Source organism: Pseudomonas cuatrocienegasensis (assembly GCF_900110925.1).
In the GTDB taxonomy this organism is placed as follows: Bacteria; Pseudomonadota; Gammaproteobacteria; order Pseudomonadales; family Pseudomonadaceae; genus Aquipseudomonas; species Aquipseudomonas cuatrocienegasensis.
Map to the genome: position 1 here is coordinate 19,992 of NZ_FOFP01000011.1, position 22,454 is coordinate 42,445.

Below are 22,454 nucleotides of genomic sequence, written 5' to 3' on the forward strand. Positions count from 1 at the left end.
GACCGGCATTTGATGCATGACGCAACACTCGCCTTTATTCATGATATTCGCAGCATCATCGCGAATAAATTCGCTCCTACAGCCCGCCGATGGTTTCGTTGGATCGAGTTAACCCAAGCGAATATGCCGGTCGCAGGCCCGCGCCAGGGCTTCGGCATCGTGGCTCACCAGCAACAGCGCACAGCCGCGCTCACGGGCGCTCTGTACCAGCAGTTCGGTAACTTCACGGGCGGTGATCGGGTCCAGGCGTGACACCGGCTCGTCGGCGAACAGCAGCAGTGGATCGAGCAGCAGCGCGCGGGCAATCGCCAGGCGCTGCAGCTCGCCGCCGGAGACTTCGGTCGCTGGCCGCGCCAGCAGTTCCGGGCGCAGGCGCAGGCGCTCCAGCAGCGGCGGCAACTTGGCCGGATCAAGGCGGTGCAGGCGCAGCACATCATCAAACAGCCGGCGCAGCGGCACCCCGGCGGCGAAGGCTGCCGGCGGGTCCTGATAGAGCTTGAGGTAGCGGTGCGCGGCCACCCCTGGGCGCCGCGTCACCACCCCGGCATCGGCCGGCAACAGGCCGAGCAGCAGATCACCCAGGCTGCTCTTGCCGCAGCCACTGTCGCCGGCGATACCGAGGATTTCGCCCGGTTCGATACGCAGGTCCAGGCCCTCGAACAGTTGCCGGCCGCCGCGTTTAAGGCGCAGACCGCGCGCCTCCAGCACCGGCTCGCTGGCTGGCGCGCCAGTCACGGCGGCGACCAGGGGCGCAGGCCAGTGGCGCGGGTCAGCGGCAATCAGCGCCCGTGTGTAGTCATGCTGCGGCGCAGCCAGAATCGCCTGGGCGTCGCCCGACTCCAGCAGGTGCCCGGCGCGCATCACCAGCAGCGTGCCGCCCAGTTGCCGGGCCACTTCCACATCGTGGGTGATGGTCAACAGCGCGCCCTGCTGCGCATGCTGGCGCAGCAACGTGGCGACCTGATCGCGGCGGCTGGCATCCAGGCCCTTGGTCGGCTCATCGGCAAGCAGAATAGGCGCGCCCGCCGCCGTGGCGGCGCAAAACGCCAAGCGCTGGGCCATGCCTCCAGACAGCTGACCCGGCAGGCGCGCCGCGGCCGCCTCCAGGCCTACGCCGGTCAGCGCCTGGGTGGCGGTTTGCTGAGCCTGCTCAGGCGCCTGGCCGTGCACGCACTCATGCACCTCGGCCACCTGCTGCAGCGCCGGCATCAGCGGGTCCAGGGAATGCCAGGGCTCCTGGGGCAACATCGCCAGTTGCTGGCCCCAGAGCCGTTCGCGGGCACTGCGCTCGAGGCTGGCAAGGTCGGTGTCGCCAAGCAGGATGCGTCCGCTGGCGGTCAGCGGCGGCGGCAGGGTACCCATGATGGCGTGCATCAGCAGGCTCTTGCCGGCACCGGTTTCACCGAGAATGGTCAGGCATTCACCGGCCGCCAGATTCAGACTCAAGGGCTCCAGCAAGGTCTTGCCGTCGGCCTGGACGCTCAGCGCTTCGATGCGCAACAGAATGGTCATGCGCGTTTACCCGCCAGCAAGTTGAGGCCCAGCACCAGCAGAAAAACCGCCAGCACAGGCTGCGCGAGCACCCAGGGGGCGTCGCTGTAATAGGGGAACAGCTCGACCATCATCAGGCCCAGCTCGGCAGTCGGTGGGCGCAGGCCAACGGCAACGAAACCGAGGGCCGCCAGGGCCATGATCGAACCGGCGGCGCCAAACGCGGCGAGGGTCGCCACCGGCCCGACCAGGGCCGGCCAGACATGCCGACGCAAACAGTAACGCCAGCCGAAGCCGAGCATGCGCGAGGCCTGCATCGGCTGCGACGCCACCGCCTGCCGGGTGATCGCCCGCACCACGCGGAAATACTCCACCCACAGCACCAGCGAGATGGCCACGTACAGCGCCAGCAGCGAGCCCGGCGCCAAACCTGCGACCAGCAGGATCAGCACCAGGCCGGGCAGGGCCAGCACCACATTGAGGACGAACGACAGCGCACGGTCGACCCAGCCCTGGCGCCAGCCCGCGGCGATGCCGAGGGCGACGCCGATCAGCGCCGAGGTCAGCACGCAGACCAGGCTCAGGCTCAGCGACAGGCGTAACGCGGCGCCCATGCGCGCCAGCATGCTGCGGCCGAAGGGATCAGTGCCCAGGGGTTCGGCCAGGCTCGGCGTGGCAAAGCGCTGGGCCAGATTCTGCAGGGCAGGGTCGGTGCGCCCGAGCAAGCCTTCGAGTACGGCGAACAGCACCAGCAGGGCGAGCAGGCCGGCGCCGACGCGCTGGCTGGTGGACAGGGAGGCGAATAGACGCGGCATCAGTGGGCGCTCCGCTGACGGGGATCGATCAGGTGGCAGGCCAGGTCGACCAGCAGGTTGAGGGCCACGAACAGCAGCCCCAGGGCCATGGCAGCGCCCTGGATCATCGGTACATCACGGTTGAATACGGCATGGGCCAGGCCATGGCCGACCCCCGGCCAGGAGAACAGTGACTCGATCATCACCACCCCCTCGATCACGCTGGCCAGCTGGATGCCGAGAAACACCACCACCGGCAGCGCCGCGTTGCGCGCGCCATGCCGTTGCAAGGCCTGGCGCAGGCTCAGGCCCTTGACCCGGGCGAAATTGAAGTAGGCCGAGCGCAGCACCTCAGCGGCGCTGTGGCGCACCACCCGGCTGGACACCGCGGCCATCGCCAGGGCCAGGGTCAGCGCCGGCAATATTAGATAACGCGGGCCGTCGAAACCGGCCACCGGCAGCATGCGCCACTCCAGGGCGAACACCAGCAACAGGCCCAGGCCGATGACGAACACCGGTTGAGCGCGCAGCAGGGCCGACACCAGCAGGCTCAGGCGGTCGAACCAGCCACCGGCGCGCAGCGCCGCCCAGACGCCGACAGGCGCGGCGATCAACAAGGCGATCAGCATTGCCGCGCCGGCCAGCAACAGGGTATGGCCGAGCAGGTGGGCGATTTCGTGGCTCACCGGCAGGCCGCTGACCAGCGAATCACCCAGGTTGAAGCGCAGCAAATCACCCAGCCACTGCAGGTAGATCTGCCAACCAGGGCGGTCCAGGCCCAGCTCGGCGCGCACCGCCTCGGCGGCGGCCAGGTCGACGTGGTCATAGCCGTAGCGGCCGGCGGCGATACGAAATTCCATATCGCCGGGCAGCAGGCGCATCAGCACGAAGCTCAGGGTGCCCACGCTCCAGGTGACGAAAGCCGCCTGCAACAGGCGGCGCAGGATCAATTGCAGCATGGTGAAAAACTCATCTCGGCAATGCGGTAGTTACGCTCGTAGGGGTCGAAGCTGAACCCCCGCACGCGTGCGGATACGGCGGTCTGCTGGGTGTAATAGAGCACCGGGATCAACGGCAGCTCAGCGACCAGGATCTGCGCCACACGCTGAGCCCGCGCGTGATAGCGGGCAGCATCGCGCTCGCCCTGTTGCGCCACCAGCAACGCCGGCAGCTCGCTGTTGTGCCAGCCCATGGCGCCCCAGTCACCGTTGCCGCCATCACCGTAGTCGGCCAGCAGCAGGCCCAGCGGGTCGGCAATGTTGCCGTAGTTACGGGCGATCAGCGCCACCTGCAGGGTGCCATTGTGGTGCCCGGCGGGGATGTCGCTGGAGTTGACCACCGACACCTGCAAGTCAACACCCAGCTCGCGCCACTGCGCCTGGATCGCGGTGGCCAACTGGAACAGTTCGGGGCGGTCGGCGTAGGTCATCAGGCGCAGGCGAAAGGGCGCGCCGTTGCGCTGCAACAGGCCATCAGCGCCGGCCTGCCAGCCTTGGCCGGCAAGCAGCGCGCGGGCGCGGGACAGGTCGCGCTGGGCCGCCGGCAGGTCGTTCAGGTGCCAGTCGCCCAGCGAAGGCGGGACCAGTTGGTTGGCCTCGCCGCCGGGTACGCGCAGCACCCCGTTGGCCAGGCCGCTGCGGTCAATCGCCAGGCTCAGGGCCAGGCGCGTATCGTGCTCAGCGAGCAGCGGATCGTCCAAATTGAGCTTGAGCTGGATGGTCCGTGGAATGGTGTGCGAGTGCACCCGCACATTGTCGCGCCGGCGCAGCAGGTCGAGGCTGGCCGGGTCGAGGGTGTAGACGATATCGGTTTGCCCGGCCATCACCTGCAGCGCGCGGCTTTCGGCGCGGTGGCCGGTGAGGTAGACGGCGCGCTCGATGGTCGCTGGCGTGCCCCAGTAATCGGCGAAACGCACCACGCCCAGGCGATGCGGTGGATCAAAGCGCTCGACCTGATAAGGCCCGGTCCCCTGCAAGCGGCTGATCTGACCCTCGGCATCGTAAGAAGCAGGCGACAGGATCGCCGTGGTGTAATGCGCCAGCACCGCGCCGAGCGGGTTGTACGGACGGCTCAGGCGAACCACCAGGCTGTGCTCAGACTCGGCCTCGAAGGTCTCGACCGGTACTGCTGCGAGCACCCCAGGCTTACCTTGAGCCACCTGCAACGCCTGCACCACGGCGGCGGCATTCAGCGGCGCAGCGTCATGAAAACGCACGCCCTCGCGCAGGGTAAAGCGCCATACCCGGCCACCGTCCGACTGCGACCAGGCGGTTGCCAGGCCGGGCAGCAACTGGCCCTGGGCGTCCACTTCGAGCAGGGTTTCAGCCACCTGCAAGCGGGTGTAGAGATAACCGTCGCGCGACGGGTCCTGGCTGGTGAATTCGAACGGACCGCTGATCGACAGCTGATGCGGGTCCTGGTTGGGCGAACAGGCTGCCAGCATGGTCGCCAGCAGCAGTAACAGCAGAAATCTCACAGGCGTTCCATCGACAAAATGACTGGGTTGAGACAGGGCGGGCGCCGAGCGCCACACCCTAGCGACCACAAAGACGACCGCCAAGCCGTCGGCGACACCGCGCCGTAGAGCGGTGGAGCGTCGTTAGAGTTTCACGTTCAGCGATATAAAGCCGGAGCGCCCAGGCGCTGCCGAGAACATCGCCTGCTCGTCACCCTCTGGCCAGAAGAAGTTGTCGTACCAGACGTACTCATAGTCGTAGTCCGTGAGGTTCTTCAATTGCAGGTCAAGGCTGGTGGTGGCGGACACCTGATAGCGCACGTTGGCATCCAGCACCGCGAAGCCGCCGTACTTGCCTTGCTCGTTCAGCTCATCGATGTAGTAATCGCCCTGGGCACGGGCCTGCAAGCCAAAGCGCCAGGCGTCGTTGAACTGGTAATCAGCCCCGAGGTTGCTGATGTAACGCGGGGTGGAGAACACCTCTTTGCCGGCCAGCGACTGACCGCCGGCGGTAAAGGCGCTGACCACCTTGGCTTCCTGAATGGCATGCGAGCCCCACACCGACCACTGATCATTCAGCTGCGCGCTGAGCTGCATGTCGATGCCGCGCCGCTTGGTTTCACCCAGGCCGACAGTGGTGCCGGTGCTGGGCATGTTGGCCACTTCATCGGTGGCATCCTGCTGCCACACGGCGATGCGTGCTTCGGAGCCGGCGAAGGGTTTGAACTTCACGCCCACCTCCTTGCCGGTATTGATCGACGGCTTGTACGTAGCCTGGCCAGCGGTAAGGTAGGCCGGCGCCGTGGAGCCGGTGAGCACCTGAAAGGTACGGCCCCAGTTGGCGTAGACGTTGATGTCCGGAGTGAGGCTGTAGACCACACTGAGCTTGGGCTGCTCGATCCAGCCATAGTCCTGCAGCGACGCTTTGCCGGTTGTTGTGACGCCATTGTTGGTGCTGGATATGTTGGTGTTACCACTGAATTTATCCACGCGCATGGCCGGGATGATCTTCAACTGCTCGATGGGCTGAATGATCGCCTGCACGTAGGCGCCGGTGTTGTACAGCGTGTAACTGTCGTCGTTCTGCACACGCGCCGGCGGTGCGTCAAAGTCGGTGGGGATGCCGAAGTTGTAACGGCTGCGGCGGTACTCGTTGTTCTGCTGCTCGTAGTTGACGCCGCCGTCGAGGGTCAGCATCTCGTGGGCGCGCCATGTCAGGTTGCTCAACACGCCAGTTTGCCGCTCGTTCCACTGGCGACGCTGGCGCGGCGCGTTGCCGACCGGGTTGTCGGTGAAGGTTACGGTGCGGTCATCGTCGTAGCTGTTGAAGTACAGCTTGTTGCTCAGGCTCAGGTCATCGCTGAGCTGGAAATCGGCATGGGCGCTAAGGTGCTTCATGTCGCGATCATCGCCGTCGTTGGCGTTCTTTTCCGCCGACTGTGTGCGGCTGGCCGCCAGCTCCCGGGCCGTCTGAAAGCCCGGTTCCTCGGCTTCATGGTGGTAGAGGCGGGCGACCAGGCCGAGCTTCATCGTCTCGTCATCGTCGGTGACGAACCACTTGCCGCCCAGGGAGTATTTGTCCGACTCGCTGTGGTCGCGGAAGCCGTCGGAGTCCTGCTTGGCGAAGAAGTAGTTCTGCGCGAAGTTGCCTTGTTCATGGCCCACGGCGAGCTGGAACTCGCGGGTATTGAAGCTGCCGTAGGTCAGCCGGGCATCTTTGTAGTTGCCGCCCTGGCGCGTCACGAAGTTGATGTTGCCGCCAATGTTGTGCAGGCCGTAGCGCGGGTCGTTGGTGCCGCGCACCACCTCGATGTACTCCATATCCAGCGGGAAAATCATGTCGATAAAACGCTGGTTACCGCTGTTGACGTTGCTCGGCACGCCGTCGATCAGGGTCTTGATGCCATTGATATAACCCTCACCATTGAAGGCCCGGAAGGTCACCTTGCCCGACTCGGCGCCCATGCGCGTCTCGGTCAGCTGGATGCCAGGCATCTGCCCCAGCAGCTCCCAGCTGTTCGACACGGTCTTATCCTCGATCTTGTCGCTGCCCATGATGTCGACCGAGGTCAGCACATTCTCCACCGGCAGCGCGCCGCTCGACTTGGGCACGATATAGGCACTGCCCAGGGTGACGCTGGAAGAGCCCGCGTTCTCGGCAAAAGCGCTGCCCGAGACAGCGATGGCAAAGGCGGCTAGAGGGGCGGCGTGGGGCTTCATGTTGGCTCCTGTTAGTTAAGCGCGATGGCTGGCCATCGGCTTGGAAGAATGCAGCCGCGCACCTTATAACAAATGTTATATCGTAACAATTAGCAGAATAAAGATGACGACTCCTGAGGAGGATTGACTAGCCGTCTGCTGTAGCTATCGCCCCATACAGCAGCACAATCGCGCCTGCAGGTGCGGCAGCATTCATTGACTGGATTTCTGCACGCTTATCACTCGGAACAGCTCGCAAGCCTTTCCGGCCGCGACCAGATCCACAGCGCCCCGCAGCTCATTCCGGCGGCCGCGAACAACACGGAGGGCAGGTGGTCGACCGTCAGCAGGAGAATGCTCAGGGCCAGCAACATGCTCAGGCTGGCCATCCATTTGCTGCGCCGGGTGATCACCCCGCCATTGCGCCAGTCGCGCAGCAACGGGCCGAACAGGCGGTGATTGTCCAGCCAGGCGGCCAGACGGGGCGAGCTGCGCGAGGCGGCCCAGGCCGCCAACAGAACGAACTCGGTGGTCGGCAGGCCAGGCACTATCACGCCCAGCATGGCCACGCCGATGCTCGCATAGGCCAGCAGTAGCCATAGCCAACGCTGCCAGGCCGCTCGCGCCCGCGTTGCTTCAGGCAAAGCAGTGCTCCAGATGCTGGGTGAAGCGCTCGAAGGCGGCAATCGCCGCGGCATCGGCCAGACGCTCCTGCTCGGCATCCAGTTCGACGCTATCGAGCACGGCAGTGAAAGCTTTCCAGCCCTGCGCGCGACCACCTTCAGGTTCGCCCAGGTGACGCGCGCCAAAGGTCTCGCTCAGGCCCAGTGTCGGCATGCGTTTGAGCAGGAAGGCGGCGCCCAGCTTGGAGCCCTCGGAAACGAACAGCCAGGCCAGCGCCTCGCCGGTGCCCATGGCCTTATTGCGGATGCTGTCATCGCCCTCAGGCAGCGCGCGCTGCAGATCGGCCAGGTCCAGCACGGCCTGCTCAACGCGGCAGCGTTGCGGCAGATCAGGCACCAGCTTGATCAGCTGCGGATCGTTATAGAGTTTTTCCAGGTCACGCTGGAACAGATACTGGGCGGCCACGAAGTGGGAAAACCGCTCCGGGCTGCCGAACGGATCGTGGCTCTTGACCAGGTTGTCGAGGTGGCTGTGCGGCTCGTGGGTGATCTGGTTCAGGCGCTGCGAACGCAGCGGATGGGACAGTTGCGAAGAGGCGGTCATGGAAAGCTCGCTGATGACTGGCATGAAGTAAGGCAGCCCATCCCCTGCACCGCTCTATGACGCGCGCAGGACGTTCGACCGCCACTGCCTTATAAAGACGAACGAACCTGCCAAGCTCCGTAAAAATAAAGCGAACCACAGGGATGTGGCGCTCAAGGCAGGCTCCCTGCACTCGCTCGCTAGCCGCCCTTATTAAAAGTGATTATTATTCACGAAGTAGTCGGCGAACCAGGCTTGCCCGTGACCATCTCCAATCTAGACAGCGTATTCATCAGCCAGCGCACCCCGCTGCTGCGCACGCTGGTGAAAATAGTGAAGAACGCCAGCATCGCCGAGGAGCTGGTGCAGGAGACCTACCTGCGGGTAGCCCGTAGCCTGCGCGACAAACCGGTCGACCACCTCGAACCCTTTCTCTTCCAGACAGGCCGTAATCTGGCGTTCGATCACTTGCGCCGCGAGCGCATGCAGTCGCGAACCATGCTCGATGACGTGCCGGACGCCATCATGCAGGCCGTGCCCGCTCCGGGTTCATCCAGCGAAGACAGCCTGCATGCCGAACGTCTGCTGCAACGACTGGGCAACGCACTGGAGCAGTTGAGCGAACGCCAGCAGCGCATCTTCATCCTCAGCCGTCTGCACGGCCAGGGTTATGCAGAGATCGCTGCAGAGCTCGGTGTTTCAGCCAGCACGGTGCAGAAAGAACTCAAACTGATCATGACCCTGTGCATGACCCTGCTCGAGCGCCTAGCGCCTCCGACATGAGCGACTATCGCTCACCCACACCTTCGGCCAGAATATCGCCCCCCGGTTTCGAGAACAGCCCGATGCACCAGCAGCAGGGAACCCCCAACGACAGCGACACATCGCTGAGCCAGGCGCTGGACTGGCTGCTTCTGCTGGAACATGCGGACGATGATTGCCGGGCGCGCTTCGCCGAATGGCTGGCCGCCTCCCCTGCCAATGCCGAGGCGTTCGAACGTGCACAGCACTGCTGGCAATCGCCCACACTGCTGACGGCCGCGGCGCGCCTGGAGCAGCGCAGGCAACCGACGCCCAGGCGCTCGCGGCGCATCGGAAGAACGCTGGCGATCGCCGCCTCGCTGCTGCTGGTGGTCGGTATCACCCTGCAAAGCGATCTGCTGCTGCGCCTGCGCGCCGATCATGTCACTGCCGTCGGCCAGCGCCAGAGCCTGGATCTGGCCGATGGCTCGCACGTACTGCTCAACACTGGCAGCGCGTTCTCCAGCCAGATCGACGCGAGTCAGCGCGTCACGCAGCTGCTCAGAGGCGAAGCTTATTTCGATGTCGCCAAGGACAGCAGTCGCCCCTTCCAGGTCAATGCCGGCCCCGTCCGCATTTCGGTACGCGGCACCGCGTTCTCCGTGCGCTACCTCGACGATACCGCCGAAGTCAGCGTCGAACGCGGCGAGATTGAGGTGCATGCCCGCGGCAACGACACGCGCATCTACCTGGCAAGCGGCGACAGCATTCGCGTCGGCCCTGACGGTGTCGGCAAGCACATCCACGGTGCCACAGCCAATCAGCTCGCGTGGGTTCAGGGCCGCCTGATCTTCGATAACCGCCCTTTGCACGAAGTGCTGGATGAACTACGCCGCTACTACCCCGGCTGGATCATCAACCGCAATGCCCGTCTGAACGACCTGCGCATTACCGGCAACTACCGCCTGAGTGAGCCGGCCACCATCATGCGCTCGCTGGCCCAGGTGACCTCGGCGCAGCTTCAAGAGTACCCATCGCTGCTGATTCTCAACTGAGAAAAAGAATTTTTACGCTCCATGAGGGCGTCGTTCGTCCCGTCAGAACAATGCAAACAATTCGCATTAACTGACCTTCCGACGACACCCGCAGAGAGCACAACGATGCCCCTTCACACCAGGCGCCCGCATTTCCCGCGACTGTCCACCGCCAGCCTGTCGCTGCTGGCACTCTCCATCGCCTGCGCCAGCCTGCCGCTGGCCCATGCTGCCGAGCTAGCGCCGGCGGCACAGCAGCAGAGCCAGGGCGGTTACAGCTTCGCCATCGAGCGCCAGCCACTGGTCTCGGCGCTGAACGCATTCAGCGACGTCACGGGGTGGCAGATAGGCCTGCCGGCACAATTGGCCGACGGCATCGACTCACCGGGAACCAGTGGCCGCCAATCGCCGGAGCTGGCCCTGGCGCGCCTGCTCGAAGGCACCGGTTTGAGCTACCGCAGCGTTGGGGAACGCAGCGTGGTGCTGGTCAAAAACCCCGCGCAATCGCTCGCCTTGCAGCCGATGACGGTCACCGCCACTCGCCATGAGCAGCGGGTCGATGAGGTACCGAGTACGGTCAGCGTGCTCGGCCGTCAGCAACTCGACCAGCAGAACGTCAACAGCATCAAGGATCTGGTACGTAACGAGCCGGGCGTTTCCGTAGGCGGCGCAGGCCAACGCGCCGGCATCACTGGCTACAACATCCGTGGTATCGATGGTGACCGCATCCTGACCCAGGTCGACGGCGTCGAAATACCTGCCAGCTTCTATGCCGGCCCGTACGCCAATACCCACCGTAACTACGTCGATCCGGAGATCGTCAAGCGCGTGGAAATCCTCCGCGGCCCCGCCTCGGCACTGTACGGCAGCAACGCCATCGGCGGCGCGGTCAGCTACTTCACCCTCGACGCCAGCGACATCATCAAGGAAGGTCGCGACGCCGGCGCCCGCCTGAAGACCGGCTACAGTTCGGTCGACGAAAGCTGGCTGAATTCCGCCACCGTCGCGGGCCGTTACCAGAATGTCGATGCCCTGCTGCACCTGTCGCAACGCAATGGCCACGAAACCGAGTCCTACGGCACCCACGGCGGCACTGGCCTGAACCGTACCGCGGCCAACCCGGAAGACGCACGCACCAGCAATGTCCTGGCCAAACTGGGCTGGAACTACAACGACAGTGACCGCCTGCAACTGACCTACGAGAAGTACAAGGACGATCGCGACACCAACCAGCTCAGTGCAGTTGGCGGGCCATTCAACACCCAGGCCGTGGGGGGTGCGCAAAACCTCGTCCGCGGCCGCAGCGGCAACGACACCATCACCCGCGAGCGTTTCGGCCTGGAGCACAGCCTGGCGCTGGGCAACCTGCTGGCCGACAACCTGAAGTGGAGCCTGAACTACCAGTTGGCCAAGACCGACCAGAGCACCCAGGAGAACTACGTTACCGGCACCCGCAATGTCATCCGCTACCGCGACACCGACTACAAGGATCGCCAATGGGTGCTCGACCTGCAGTTGGATAAGGCCTTCGCCATCGGCGAAACCGACCACCTGCTGACCTATGGCTTCAACATCAAGCGGCAGAACGTCACCGGTCTGCGCAGCGGTGCCTGCGTGGCCAACTCAGGTGTCTGCCAGGTGGCCGACGGTCTGGTCACGCAGAGTGACTTCCCCGACCCGACCGTCGACGTCTACGGCCTATTCCTGCAGGACGAAATCCGCTGGAACCAATGGACCTTTCTGCCCGGCCTGCGCTATGACCGCACGCGTCTCAACCCAGAGATGACTGACGAATACCTGGTCAGCCTGGGCAACAGCGCCTTCAATCCCGGCGACAGCAGCAAGACCTGGCAACGCGTCTCGCCCAAGCTCGGTGTCACCTATGCGTTCGACGAGCACTACACCTGGTTCGGCCAGTACGCCGAGGGCTTTCGCACGCCCATGGCCAAGGACATGTATGGCCGCTTCCAAAACACTACCCTGCGCTATATCCAGGAACCCAACCCGAACCTCGACCCGGAAACCAGTCGCGGCCTGGAGACTGGTTTGCGCGGCAACTTCGAGGCAGGCAGTTTCGACGTGGCGGTGTTCTACAACCGCTACAAGGACTTCCTCGATAACGAAGCCGTGGGCAGCAGCGCCGGCATGACCATCTACCAGAACAGAAATATCGGACGCGCCAGCATTCGCGGCGTAGAAGCCAAAGGCCGCCTGAACCTGGACAGCTTCGGCGCACTGCCGGGTATCTATGCTCAAGGCTCGATCGCCTACGCCCGTGGGCGCGACGATGACAGCGGCGAACCGCTGGGCAGCATCAGCCCGCTGACCGGCGTGTTCGGTCTGGGTTACGAACAGGAGCGCTACGGCAGCCAGTTGAGCTGGACCCTGGTAAAACGTAAAACCCGCGTGGATGACAGCAAGACCCTGACCGTCGATGGCACCACCAGCGGCTACCGCACACCTGGCTTCGGCATCATCGACCTGACCGGCTACTACAAGTTGACTGACGATCTGACCCTCAACGCCGGCCTGTATAACCTTACCGACAAGAAGTACTGGCTGTGGGACGACGTGCGTGGCTATGCCTCCGGTACCGGCTTCTACAACACCTTCACCGATACGCTGATCGGCGAGGCGACGGTTACTGCACCGGCCAACCTCGACCGCCTGAGCCAGCCAGGCCGCAACTTCTCCATCAACCTGGTCTGGGACATCTGAGTCCCACCTGGAAGCGGCTGCAACAGCCGCTTCCAGCCATCAACGGCAAGTACGCACAGCGCACGCTAGCCCCGCGTCGTGACGAAATACCCCGCCAGACGCAACAGATCCTCCTCGCCCAACAGACCCGCCAGAAAACGTAACTGCAGCCAGGCGCGCAAGTAGCCGTGGCGCGCCTCGGCCAGGTCGCGACGCGCGCCATACAGCTGCTGCTCGGCATCAAGCACATCGAGGTTGACCCGCTCGCCACCGCTCACGCTTTTGCGTGTGGCGGTCACCAGCGTCTCGGCGGCGGTCACCGCCAGGCGGTAGGCACGCACCCGCGCATGGGCACTGGCGCAGAGGTTGAACTGTTGGCGCAGCCGCGTGAGGGTCTCGGCGGTTTGCGCGTCCAGCTCGAAGCCGGCCTGAACATGGGCCGCCGTGGCCTGACGCCGGGCAGCGGAGACCCCGCCGCCGGCAAACAGCGGCACGCTGAGCTGGATGCCGATGCTGTCGGTGTCGTACTGCTGGTTGTAGCTGCTTTCCGAGTCGGAGCTGGTCAGCCGCCGGCTGGCCACCAGGCTGAGGCTCGGCAGGTGGCCGGCACGCTGTTTCTCCACTGTGTAGGCGGCCGCCTCGACAGCCTGACGCTGGGCCGCCAGTTCGGGGTTATTGGCGACGGCCAGGGCGCGCCAAGCCTCGAATCGCGCCGGTTGTGGCGGTTGGACCGGCAAGTCGGCAAGCAGTGGCAGCAGATCGCGGCGATCCAGCGGCTCGCCGACGATGGCCTCCAGGGCGCGCAGGGCGATGTCCAGATCATCCTCGGCCTGGATCAGCTCGGCCTCGGCCAAGGCCAGGCGCGCCTCGGTTTCCAGCTCATCGGTACGGGTGCCCTCGCCTGCCGCCAGCAGGCGCTGGTTGAGGCGCAGGCGTTCGCCCAGGGCGCGGCGCTGGGCGCGGGCCAGGGCGATGTGTTCGTCGGCCAACAGCGCCTGGCTGTAGGCCTCGAACAGGCGCACCGCGAGTTCCTGACTGCGTGCACGAAAACGTTCATCGGCCAGCAGAGCGCGGGCCACGCCCTGGCGGTAGTCAGCCCAGGCGGCGTAGTCGAACAGCGGCTGCTGCAGGCTGAGCACCGAGGCGTAGCTGCGGTAGTCGCGCTCGACGCGCTGATCACCGGCCGTCACGTCGGAGTCGTTGCGCTGGTTGTTGTAGCTCCACGACAGCCGCGGCAGCAGGGCAGCACGCCCGATCGCCTGGTTTTCCAACCCGGCATCGCGCTCGGCGATGGCCGCCTGAAAGCTCGGGTCGTTGCGCAGCGCCAGGGCATAGGCGTCGAGCAGGCCAAGGGCCTGCACCGGCAGGGCGAGGCACAGCAGCAGGCCAAGACAGATCAGGCGCACCCTTATTCCTCCGCCATGGCCAGGTGAGTACGGTCAAGCAGCGGCTTGAACAGGTAATTGAGCAACGAGCGCTCGCCGGTGCGCACGAAGGCCTCCACCGGCATTCCCGGGCGGATACGCAGCCCGGCGAGCTGGCGCGTGCCGGCCTCGTCGACGCGAATGCGCAGAGCGTAGTACGGCTCGCCGCTGCGTTCATCCTGCAGGCGGTCGGCCGACACCAGCTCGACCAAACCCGTGACCCTGGGCGTGCTGCTCTGCTCGAAGGCACTGAACAGCAGCTCGACCGCCAGGCCCGGATGCACCTTGTCCACCAGCGCCGGGCTCAGGCGCCCTTCGACCAGCAGCGGCTGGTCCTCCGGGACGATCTCCATCAACGCCTGACCGGGGCTGACCACGCCGCCTTCAGTGAACACGCTGAGGCCGACCACCAGGCCGCCAGCCGGGGCACGCAGCAGGGTGCGGCGCTGCTCAAGCTCGACGCCGAGCAGCCGATGATGCAACTCCTCACTGCGGATCTGCGCCTCGGCCAACTGGCTGCGTACCTGCTCCTGGAACGCCGCGCGGCGCTGCCCGGCACGCAAACGCAGCTCGGCGATCTGCCGCTGCAACTGGCCGATGCGGGCAAAATCATCGGCCAGCAGGCCGCTCAGCTCGACGCGCTGGCGCTCGATATCGAGCAGGCGATTGCGCGGAATGTAGTTGTCAGCCGCCAGTTCGCGCAGACCAACCAATTGCTCGTCGAGCACGCGCAGTTGCGCCTGCTTGCTGTTGCGCAGCGCCTGCAGCCCACCCAACTGGGCCTCGCTGCCGGCCAGGGTCTGGGCCAGGCCGTCGAGCTCCAGGGCCAGGGACTGGCGCCGGCTGGCGAACAGCTGGCGCTGCAGCTCCAGGCTGGCGACCACCAGCGGATCGTCCGGGCGCTGCAGCAGCCAGGGGTGGAAATCGATGGCCTCGGCAGCGTCGCGCTCGGCCGCCAGTCGCGCTTCGCTGGCGCGGCTGCCGATCAGTTGCGCGCGCAGGGCATCGGCCTGGGCCGCCAGCGCCTCGCCGTCCAACTCGAGCAAGGCTTGCCCGGCACTGACCCGCTCGCCATCGCGAGCCAGGATGCGCAGCACCCTGCCGCCAGTGGGGTGCTGCACGGCCTGACGATTGCCGCTGACCATCACCGTGGCGGACACCGGCACGCCCTTATCCAGCGGCGCCAGCGCGGCCCACAGGAGAAAACCGCCAAACCCGCCGAGCAGCAACCACCAGCCAAGCCGGGCCGGGCTGCGCGCATCGGCGGTCGGCAGCGGGTAGACCTGGGCTGGCGCACTCATCGCTGACCTCCCGGCGTGGCGCCGTAGCTCATGCTGAAACTCGGCGTGACGCCACGCACGGAGGTCACCGCAGGCGCAGCCGGGCGCGCGGCCTGCTGCAACTCCTGCAACACCCGAGCAGCCGGGCCGAAGGCCTGCATCTGCCCGCCACGCAGCACCAGCAACTGATCGGCGCTCTTGAGCAGCGCTGGCCGGTGGCTCACCAGCACCAGCGTTCGACCCTGTTCGCGCAGGCGCTCGAGGGCGGCGAGCAGGGCCTGTTCACCGGCTTCGTCGAGGTTGGCATCGGGTTCGTCGAGCACGATCAGCGCCGGCAGGCCGTAGACCGCGCGGGCCAGGCCAATACGTTGTTTCTGCCCGCCGGACAGCCCGGCGCCGCCCTCGCCCAGGCGCGTGTCGTAACCCTGCGGCAAACGCAGGATCAGCTCGTGGACGCCGGCCATCTGCGCCGCTGTTACCACCTTGTCCGCCTCCACCTCGGCGAAGCGGGCGATGTTCTCGGCGATGCTGCCGGCGAACAGTTGCACGTCCTGCGGCAGGTAGCCGAGGTGCGGACCGAGCGCGTCCTTGTCCCACTGCTGCAGGTCGGCACCGTCCAGGCGCACCTTGCCGGCCAGCGGTGCCTGCGCCGCCACCAGCAGGCGCGCCAGGCTGGACTTGCCGCAACCGGACGGGCCGAGCACCACCAGGCGCTGGCCGGGCTCCAGGGTGAAGCTGACTCCGGCCAGCACCGGCGTGCGACTCCCCGGCGCGCAGGCCGATAACTGCTCAACGCGCAGGCCACCCCGTGGCGCCGGCAGGGCCATGCCGTTGGTTTGCGGTGGCTGGGCCTGGAGCAGATCGCTCAACCGTTGATAGGCCTGCTGCGCGCCGCTCCACTGCTTCCACGCGCCGATCAACTGATCCAGCGGGCCAAGCACCCGGCCGCTGAGGATGGAGCCGGCGATCATCATCCCCGGGGTGATCTGCCCGTCCACCGCCAGCAACGCGCCGAGCCCGAGCACCAGGGACTGCAGCGCCAGGCGCACGATCTTCGACGCGGCGCCGAACGCCGCGCCCTGCTCACTGGCGCGGCTTTGCAGCTGCAGAAAGCGCCCGTGCTCGTGCTGCCAGCGCTGACGCAAGCGCGCCAGCAGGCCCATCGCCTCGATGACCTCGGCGTTACGCAGGTGCGCAGCGGCTGCCTGGGTCGCCTGGATCGCCAGTTGCCCGGCCTCGGCCAGCGGCGCGCGGGTCTGCCACTGGTTGAGCCAAGTGAGGCTGAGCAGCAACGCCGCGCCACCTAGCGCCAACCAACCGAGCCAGGGGTGAAAGAGGAACAGCACGGCCAGGTAGAGCGGGAACCAGGGCGCATCGAACAGGGCGAACAAGGCACTGCCGGTGGCGAACTGGCGCAGGCTGGTCAGGTCGCTCAGCGGCTGGGCGCTGGTACCGCGCCCGAGCCGCAGGCTGGCCTCGAAGGTTGCGTCGTAAACCCGCGCGCCCAGGCGCTGGTCGATCTGCGCGCCGAGGCGAATCACCACCAGGCTGCGCACCCACTCAAGCAGGCCCATAAAGGCGTAGAGGCCAAGCACCATCAGCGTCAGCATGGCCAGGGTCATGTGGTTGCCCGAGGCCAGCACGCGGTCGTAGACCTGCAGCATGTACAGCGCTGGGGCCAGCATCAGCAGGTTGATCACCGCGCTGAAGACGCCGACGCTGACGAAGCCGCGGCGACAGGTGCCCAGGGCCGCGAGTATCTCGTTGCCGGGAGAAACGGAAGATCGGCTCATGCCATCCTGACCTGTGAGCAACGCCGAGCGCGATTGACGCGCTGGGCGTTGCCTCGGAGAATTCGAGGCCGTCGTGGCGCGAGTTATTCAGGCCAGCACCACGACGGTTGTAGCGGGCGGCCGGGAAAGCAATTTCCCGCCGCCTTTTTTCATTGCGCGAGCGTCAGGCCGCCAGGGCCAGGTCCTCGGCCAGTTCCGGCACGCCGATCAGTTCGGCAGAACCCGTGCTCAGCGGACCAGCCGCCAGGGCGGCGGCGACTGCGTCGAAGGTGTCGTCGGTGGACACGCCGTAGGCGTCCAGCAGGTCGTTGAGCACGCCTTCCAGCGCCGTGGCATCGCCGGACATCAGGCCGTAGATCACATCGTGGACGATGCCGCGATCAGAGGTCGTCAGATCATTAACGTCAGTGGAGAGGTCGAGGCCACTGAAGCTGACTTCCCAGCCGCTCGGTGCGAAATCGAAACCGGAGCCAGTCGATACAAGGTCAGCTCCCAGAGAAACGCTATCCAACTCGCCATAAAGCGTATGAGCCGGACTATTGAATAGCGTGTAGGCCAAATCGCCCTGCGCAATGAAGCCCGCGTCGCTGTTCGGGCTGGTCAGCGCATATTGTGTGCCGCTGAGAGAACCCGGATAGAAGCCGCCGGTGTTGACGCCATCCTCGACCTCTCCAACGCGGTGGTCTGCATCACCGAAGTAACCGGTCCAATCGGCCAGGTAATCGCTAATGCTCCAATTGCTGTAGGTAGCGCTGTAGGTAATGGAAAGACTCATGTTATTTCTCCAACGAAGGTTTCACATGATTGCCGCAGTAATTCCAAACTGCGGTTTTGCCCAGAATGGGCAAAATATCCGGCAATCTCAGAAGGTGTATTCCAGAGTGCCCTGCACAGTACGGCCACGCCCCAGAGTGAAGGCCAGCACATCACCTAGCGGCACGAGGTAGGCCTTATCGGTGACGTTATCTACCGCTAGGCGCAGGGTGATTGCATCGGTGGCCTGGTAGCTGCCGAACAAGTCGTAGACGGTGTACGGCTTCCAGTCGGCGGGATAGGTCATGTCTTGCGCTTCTTCGTCTTCGTGCGTCAGCGAATAGCCTTCGCTGTAGCGGGCGCGGACGCCGATATCCAGCTTTCGCTCCAGCAGACGAGCACCTAGGGTCAGGCTGCCGCGGTCCATGGGCATATGCTCGGCGGTACCCATAATGCCGCCGCAGTTTACGGACTGGTTGGAAAACTCGTCCGGCTCCATACCGATGATTGGCGGCCGTCGCCCGCCTGTTCCATATACCGGCGACTCCACACCGCCGAGCCAGGCAGCACGTTTGCAATAGTCGTTAGCACCGATCATATGGGTGTAACTGAGGTTGCCGTAGAAGCCGCCGGCATCGTAGTCGAGGCTGTACTCCACACCACGGAAGCGGGTGGTTTCCAGATTGTTGACGTAGGCCGTCGTACCCAGGGTTGCAATTGGGCTGTAACCGGGGCGTTGCAGCCCATAACCGAGGAACATGAAGTCTTTGATCCTGGTATCGAAGTAGGCAGCCTTAATACCCAGCCGATCCTCTGCGAGGAACAAGTTTTCCCTGGCGATATTGAAGCCAACTTCCCAGGTAGTGGAACGTTCTGGCTCGAGGAAAGGACTGGGGTATAGGGTTTCCGTTCCCCCGCCATGGGGGCGACCGGAGACCAATGCTTCGGTGACCGCGGGTGGCCGCCACCCCTTGCCATAACTGGCGAACAGTTGCAGCCAGTCCACACCCGGCTTGATAGCCAGGCCAAAGGTCGGCGAGAAACGGCCCTCCTCACGATCCACTTCGTAGAGAACCGGGACGTTGATCTGCGCGTTGGAGCACGCCCCTTCCAGCGTACAGAAGGAGCGGGTGTTCATCCCGGTTTCGCCACGCAGGTGGTAACGGTCGTAGCGCAGGCCTGCGTTCAGGTTGAGCCAGCCGTCGTATTCATAGTCCAGACGCGTAAAGAGGCTACCCATGGCCCGCGACCCCTCCGGCGTCATCCCTTCGGCAAAGGGGTAGTCCACCGCAGAGCTTGAGCTTATCGCCTGATCCGATTCGGGACTGACCTTGTCATGGAAGAACTCCAGACCATAATCGGCCTGAAGGATGGAGACCTGGCTCAGGGCGAATGTCGAGGTGTTCTGGACTTGCAGACCATAAGTATCGGTCTGGTAGGTGGTGGAGTAACCCAGGGTGGTGCCGCGAGTCAGCGTACTCTGATCATTGCGGGTATCGACATGGTAGAGCTTGGCCTTGAAGTCGATCAGCGGGTTATCCGGCGCGTAACTGTAGTCCACCGCAAAGTTCTGTGAAACGACGTTGCTGCTACCCAGCTTTTCCCAGAGATCTTCGTCAGCGACATCCATTATGTTGGCGTCATCGTATGACACCTGGGTACGCAGGTAGCTCAGTTGCACCCGCTGCTCATGCGCAAGATTCAGTCCCAGCTTGGCCAGGCGGGAACGCATGGTGGAACCGGAATAGGCGACCGGAGAGGTCTTGATTCGATCCTCTATTTCAGGGTTACCAGCAGACCCAGTGCGCAACTCACCGATACTGCCATGGGTGCCGGGGTCATAATCACCCAGATGGCGTTCACTGGCGGCCAGCAGAATGTCGCCAATCTCGTTGCCCAATGCGAAGGCGCTGCTGCCGATAAAGTCAGTGCCATTGGCGTAACCACCCAGCCCCGTGGTCGCGCGAACCCGGCCGCCGAACTCTTTGCCTTCGTGGATAAAGTCCCGGGCATTGAGGGTGCTGAATTCGGCGACGCCGCCAATTACCCCGGCACCCCCCATACCCGAGGTAGCGCCTTTCTCAACCGTGACGTTGCTGAGCAACTCAGGGTCGATATACATGGTGCCATTGCGCTGCTGGTGGCCGCTTTGCTGGTAGTTCTGGCGCATGCCGTCGATATTCATGTTGACCCGGCCGTAGTCCTGTACGCCGCGAATGTTCACCGACAGACCGGGGTCCTGCTGGCTGACAGCGGTGTAGACGCCGGACGTTTGCTCAAGCAGGTCAGCCGCATGGCGCGGCGGGTTGCGGTCGATCTGCTCGCGGTCGATCACCGCCACCGAGCGCGGCTGCAGGTAGGTTTCCTGACGCTCGCTGAGGCTGCGCCCCTCTACCGTGACCGACTGCATCTGCAGAACCTGATCGTCGGCGAGCACACGGCGGGTCAGGGTGACCTGATTGGCGCCGTCGAGGTGGTAGTCCACCGGGGTTTTGTCGAGCAGCCGGCGCAAGGCGTCATCGAGTGAATAGCGGCCCTGCAGCGCCGAGCTCCGGAAACCCTGCAGGCGAGCGCTGTCGAAGAACACCTGCACACCAGCTTGCTCGGCAAAGACCAGGGCGGCGCGATCAAGCGGCTGCGCGGCGATGTCGAACGCCATCACCTGGCGTTGTGCCGAGGCGGCTTCCCCGGCCGGCTCGACGGCGAACGCACTGCTGCTCAGGGCCAGGGCTACGCCCAAGGAGACGCCACTGAGCAGCACGGCCGGAGCAGCGCGACGGGGCGTGGGTGAGGGTGCGGACGGACGATGGCTCACAACGGACTCCGGGTTTTTGTTGATAATGAAAATCACTAACAACAAGGACGCGCAACCCGGTAAAAGTCAGTAAGCCGATTTGAAAGTTTTTTACGCCGCACTCGGGCACGGCGCGGCGGGGTCAGTAGATCAGGCTCAGCGCGAGCCACTGCGTATGCTGCAGCTGCATTTCGCGGGTCAGGGTGGACAGCGCATCGTCCAGGGCATCGAGGCGGAACACGCCGCTGACTTCTCGCTGCGCCAACTCATCATTGCCGATGAGGATGTACCCGGCGCGATAACGGTTGAGCTGCTCGACCACCTGCGCCAGCGGCACCCGGTCGAACACCAGCAGCCCGCGCTGCCAACTGGTGGCACGCGGCAGGTCCAATTGCTGAGAGACGATGCCTGTCGCTCCATAACGCACACTGTCCCCCTCTTCCAGACGCCTGTGCTGGCCGGCGACGTCCACCTGAACCGCGTGCTCCAACACGCCGACCCAGGCATGTGCGCCGTCCTCGCGCTGCACCACGAAGCGCGTACCCAGGGCCTGCGCGGTGCCGCCGGAGGTCGCAACGACGAACGGCCTGTCGGCCTGCGGCGCAACCTGGAAGATCGCCGACCCAGCGAGCAGTTCGACCCGGCGCTGCCCGGCGGAATACGCCAGGCGGATGGCACTGGCGCTGTCGAGGGTCACCTCGCTGCCATCGGGCAGGGTCAGGCTACGCACTTCGCCGCTGGCGGTGCGGTGATCAGCCAGTAGCGGCAGCAGCAGGCGCTCGTCCTGGCTCAGACCAAGGCCGCCGAGCAGTAGCATCAGACACGCCGCCGCACCCCAGCGACGCAAGCGCCCACGCTGCCGCGCGGCCCGCGGCAGCGGCGCAACACTGGGCGCCGCACGGCGTTCAGGGGCACGGCGCTCATCCGGCAGCGCGCCCAGGGCAGCCCAGGTGCGCTGGGCGAAGGCCAGGGCCTCGGCATGCCGTGGGTCGGCCCGCAGCCACTGCTGCAAGGCCTGATGCCGGGCCGCATCCGGTTCGCCTGCACTCAGGAAAACCGCCCACTCGGCGGCGGCCTCGTGGATGCTCCGCTCCTGCGGATCTTGGCTAATCACGCTCAACTCTCGGTTCTCGTTATAGGTAGCGGCGGGGCTGGACGCAGCGCGCCCGGCGAAATCGCCCCGTCTCAGGTAAAGACGCGCAACCGCGGCGTTTACCGTAATTCGCGCTCATGGCCCCTCGCCGGCCTCCACCAGCCGTGCCATCACATGGGCCAGGGCGCGGGCCAGGTGCTTTTGCACCGAGCTGTCGGAAATCCCCAATTCGCATGCCACCTGGGCATGGGTCAGTCCTTCGATACGGTTAAGACGAAAGATCTCCTGGGTGCGCGGCGGCAGCTCGGCGATAGCCTGCTGCAGACGCTCGACCGATTGCCGGGCGGCGGTGATGTCCTCCAGCGAACTGCTGTTCGACGCCACCTCGACCAGCACATCGTCACTCACCAGGTCGGTCTTGCGCCGCAGTTGCTGGCGCTGATGGTCGATCAACAGATTGCTGGCCGTACGGTAGAGGTAGGCCAGCGAGTTGTCGATGGGCTCGCCGCCGCGCTGCTCGGCCAGACGCAGAAAGCTTTCCTGAGTGAGGTCGGCGGCCAGCTGTGAATCACGACTTTTGCGCAGCAGAAAGCTCTGCAGCGCCTTGGCGTGCATCTGGAACAGGCCTTTGATATCCAAGTCCGACAATCGCGCTTCCCTGGTCTGGGGCGGGAGGAAGCGGCATAGTATTTTTATTGAG

Annotated in this window: 17 protein-coding genes; 3 read left to right on the top strand and 14 right to left on the bottom strand. The window is 64.9% G+C overall.

The genetic code is table 11. From position 1 onward, the window contains the following. Window positions 1-108: 108 nt before the first annotated feature. The 7 genes from BMW49_RS15435 to BMW49_RS15465 all read right to left on the bottom strand — a co-directional run bounded on the left by BMW49_RS15435 (window position 109) and on the right by BMW49_RS15465 (window position 8,166). Window positions 109-1,512 (bottom strand): ABC transporter ATP-binding protein, encoded by a 1,404-nt coding sequence (locus BMW49_RS15435; protein ID WP_069521068.1) that lies wholly within the window; start codon window positions 1,510-1,512, stop codon window positions 109-111. Further along, on the bottom strand, window positions 1,509-2,306 hold the full coding sequence (locus tag BMW49_RS15440) for an ABC transporter permease (protein ID WP_069521067.1): 798 nt from the start codon (window positions 2,304-2,306) through the stop codon (window positions 1,509-1,511). Before BMW49_RS15440 ends, BMW49_RS15435 begins: the two co-directional genes overlap by 4 nt. Next, entirely contained in the window at window positions 2,306-3,244 is a 939-nt protein-coding gene (locus BMW49_RS15445; protein ID WP_069521064.1) for an ABC transporter permease, read from the bottom strand. The genes BMW49_RS15440 and BMW49_RS15445 overlap by 1 nt, the downstream gene beginning before the upstream one ends. After that, the gene (locus tag BMW49_RS15450; RefSeq protein WP_244168355.1) at window positions 3,232-4,761 is read right to left on the bottom strand and encodes an ABC transporter substrate-binding protein; all 1,530 of its coding nucleotides are present in this window, start codon (window positions 4,759-4,761) and stop codon (window positions 3,232-3,234) included. The genes BMW49_RS15445 and BMW49_RS15450 overlap by 13 nt, the downstream gene beginning before the upstream one ends. Window positions 4,762-4,884: 123 nt before the next feature. Next, window positions 4,885-6,960 (bottom strand): TonB-dependent receptor, encoded by a 2,076-nt coding sequence (locus BMW49_RS15455; RefSeq protein WP_069521063.1) that lies wholly within the window; start codon window positions 6,958-6,960, stop codon window positions 4,885-4,887. A gap of 218 nt (window positions 6,961-7,178) precedes the next feature. Continuing rightward, window positions 7,179-7,583, bottom strand: coding sequence for a YbaN family protein (locus BMW49_RS15460; protein WP_069521060.1), 405 nt, complete (start codon window positions 7,581-7,583; stop codon window positions 7,179-7,181). After that, entirely contained in the window at window positions 7,576-8,166 is a 591-nt protein-coding gene (locus BMW49_RS15465) for a biliverdin-producing heme oxygenase (RefSeq protein ID WP_069521111.1), read from the bottom strand. The genes BMW49_RS15460 and BMW49_RS15465 overlap by 8 nt, the downstream gene beginning before the upstream one ends. 240 nt (window positions 8,167-8,406) lie before the next feature. Here BMW49_RS15465 and BMW49_RS15470 point away from each other — a divergent pair, with 240 nt between their 5' ends. The 3 genes from BMW49_RS15470 (at window position 8,407) to BMW49_RS15480 (ending at window position 12,638) form a co-directional block, all read left to right on the top strand. After that, window positions 8,407-8,928, top strand: a complete 522-nt coding sequence (locus BMW49_RS15470) for an RNA polymerase sigma factor (RefSeq protein WP_069521109.1) — start codon at window positions 8,407-8,409, stop codon at window positions 8,926-8,928. Between the two features lie 62 nt (window positions 8,929-8,990). After that, the gene (locus tag BMW49_RS15475) at window positions 8,991-9,941 is read left to right on the top strand and encodes a FecR family protein (RefSeq protein ID WP_069521058.1); all 951 of its coding nucleotides are present in this window, start codon (window positions 8,991-8,993) and stop codon (window positions 9,939-9,941) included. A 105-nt stretch (window positions 9,942-10,046) separates the two neighbouring features. Next, window positions 10,047-12,638 carry a TonB-dependent receptor gene (locus BMW49_RS15480; RefSeq protein WP_069521056.1) on the top strand — a complete coding sequence of 864 codons (2,592 nt, stop codon included), beginning with the start codon at window positions 10,047-10,049 and terminating at the stop codon, window positions 12,636-12,638. A 65-nt stretch (window positions 12,639-12,703) separates the two neighbouring features. Here BMW49_RS15480 and BMW49_RS15485 read toward each other — a convergent pair whose 3' ends face one another. From BMW49_RS15485 to BMW49_RS15515, 7 genes are all read right to left on the bottom strand, one after another. Further along, entirely contained in the window at window positions 12,704-14,023 is a 1,320-nt protein-coding gene (locus BMW49_RS15485) for a TolC family outer membrane protein (protein WP_371850892.1), read from the bottom strand. Window positions 14,024-14,025: 2 nt separating this feature from the next. Continuing rightward, window positions 14,026-15,342, bottom strand: a complete 1,317-nt coding sequence (locus BMW49_RS15490; RefSeq protein ID WP_069521054.1) for an HlyD family type I secretion periplasmic adaptor subunit — start codon at window positions 15,340-15,342, stop codon at window positions 14,026-14,028. Next, window positions 15,339-17,114, bottom strand: coding sequence for a type I secretion system permease/ATPase (locus tag BMW49_RS15495; RefSeq protein ID WP_069521052.1), 1,776 nt, complete (start codon window positions 17,112-17,114; stop codon window positions 15,339-15,341). The genes BMW49_RS15490 and BMW49_RS15495 overlap by 4 nt, the downstream gene beginning before the upstream one ends. 163 nt (window positions 17,115-17,277) lie before the next feature. After that, window positions 17,278-17,889 carry a heme acquisition protein HasA gene (locus BMW49_RS15500; protein WP_069521050.1) on the bottom strand — a complete coding sequence of 204 codons (612 nt, stop codon included), beginning with the start codon at window positions 17,887-17,889 and terminating at the stop codon, window positions 17,278-17,280. A gap of 87 nt (window positions 17,890-17,976) precedes the next feature. Further along, a complete protein-coding gene (locus BMW49_RS15505) occupies window positions 17,977-20,682 on the bottom strand; it encodes a TonB-dependent receptor (protein ID WP_083251815.1) in 2,706 nt (901 codons plus the stop codon). Between the two features lie 121 nt (window positions 20,683-20,803). After that, complete coding sequence (locus BMW49_RS15510; RefSeq protein WP_069521105.1) at window positions 20,804-21,775, bottom strand: FecR family protein; 972 nt, start codon at window positions 21,773-21,775, stop codon at window positions 20,804-20,806. A gap of 114 nt (window positions 21,776-21,889) precedes the next feature. Further along, window positions 21,890-22,402 (bottom strand): RNA polymerase sigma factor, encoded by a 513-nt coding sequence (locus BMW49_RS15515; RefSeq protein WP_069521046.1) that lies wholly within the window; start codon window positions 22,400-22,402, stop codon window positions 21,890-21,892. Window positions 22,403-22,454: the final 52 nt, after the last annotated feature.

Excerpts from the sequence above, each read along its gene's own strand:
- BMW49_RS15435 (WP_069521068.1), bottom strand. The coding sequence starts at position 1,512 with ATGACCATTCTGTTGCGCATCGAAGCGCTGAGCGTCCAGGCCGACGGC.
- BMW49_RS15440 (WP_069521067.1), bottom strand. The coding sequence starts at position 2,306 with ATGCCGCGTCTATTCGCCTCCCTGTCCACCAGCCAGCGCGTCGGCGCC.
- BMW49_RS15445 (WP_069521064.1), bottom strand. The coding sequence starts at position 3,244 with ATGCTGCAATTGATCCTGCGCCGCCTGTTGCAGGCGGCTTTCGTCACC.
- BMW49_RS15455 (WP_069521063.1), bottom strand. The coding sequence starts at position 6,960 with ATGAAGCCCCACGCCGCCCCTCTAGCCGCCTTTGCCATCGCTGTCTCG.
- BMW49_RS15465 (WP_069521111.1), bottom strand. The coding sequence starts at position 8,166 with ATGACCGCCTCTTCGCAACTGTCCCATCCGCTGCGTTCGCAGCGCCTG.
- BMW49_RS15475 (WP_069521058.1), top strand. The coding sequence starts at position 8,991 with ATGCACCAGCAGCAGGGAACCCCCAACGACAGCGACACATCGCTGAGC.
- BMW49_RS15480 (WP_069521056.1), top strand. The coding sequence starts at position 10,047 with ATGCCCCTTCACACCAGGCGCCCGCATTTCCCGCGACTGTCCACCGCC.
- BMW49_RS15490 (WP_069521054.1), bottom strand. The coding sequence starts at position 15,342 with ATGAGTGCGCCAGCCCAGGTCTACCCGCTGCCGACCGCCGATGCGCGC.
- BMW49_RS15495 (WP_069521052.1), bottom strand. The coding sequence starts at position 17,114 with ATGAGCCGATCTTCCGTTTCTCCCGGCAACGAGATACTCGCGGCCCTG.
- BMW49_RS15500 (WP_069521050.1), bottom strand. The coding sequence starts at position 17,889 with ATGAGTCTTTCCATTACCTACAGCGCTACCTACAGCAATTGGAGCATT.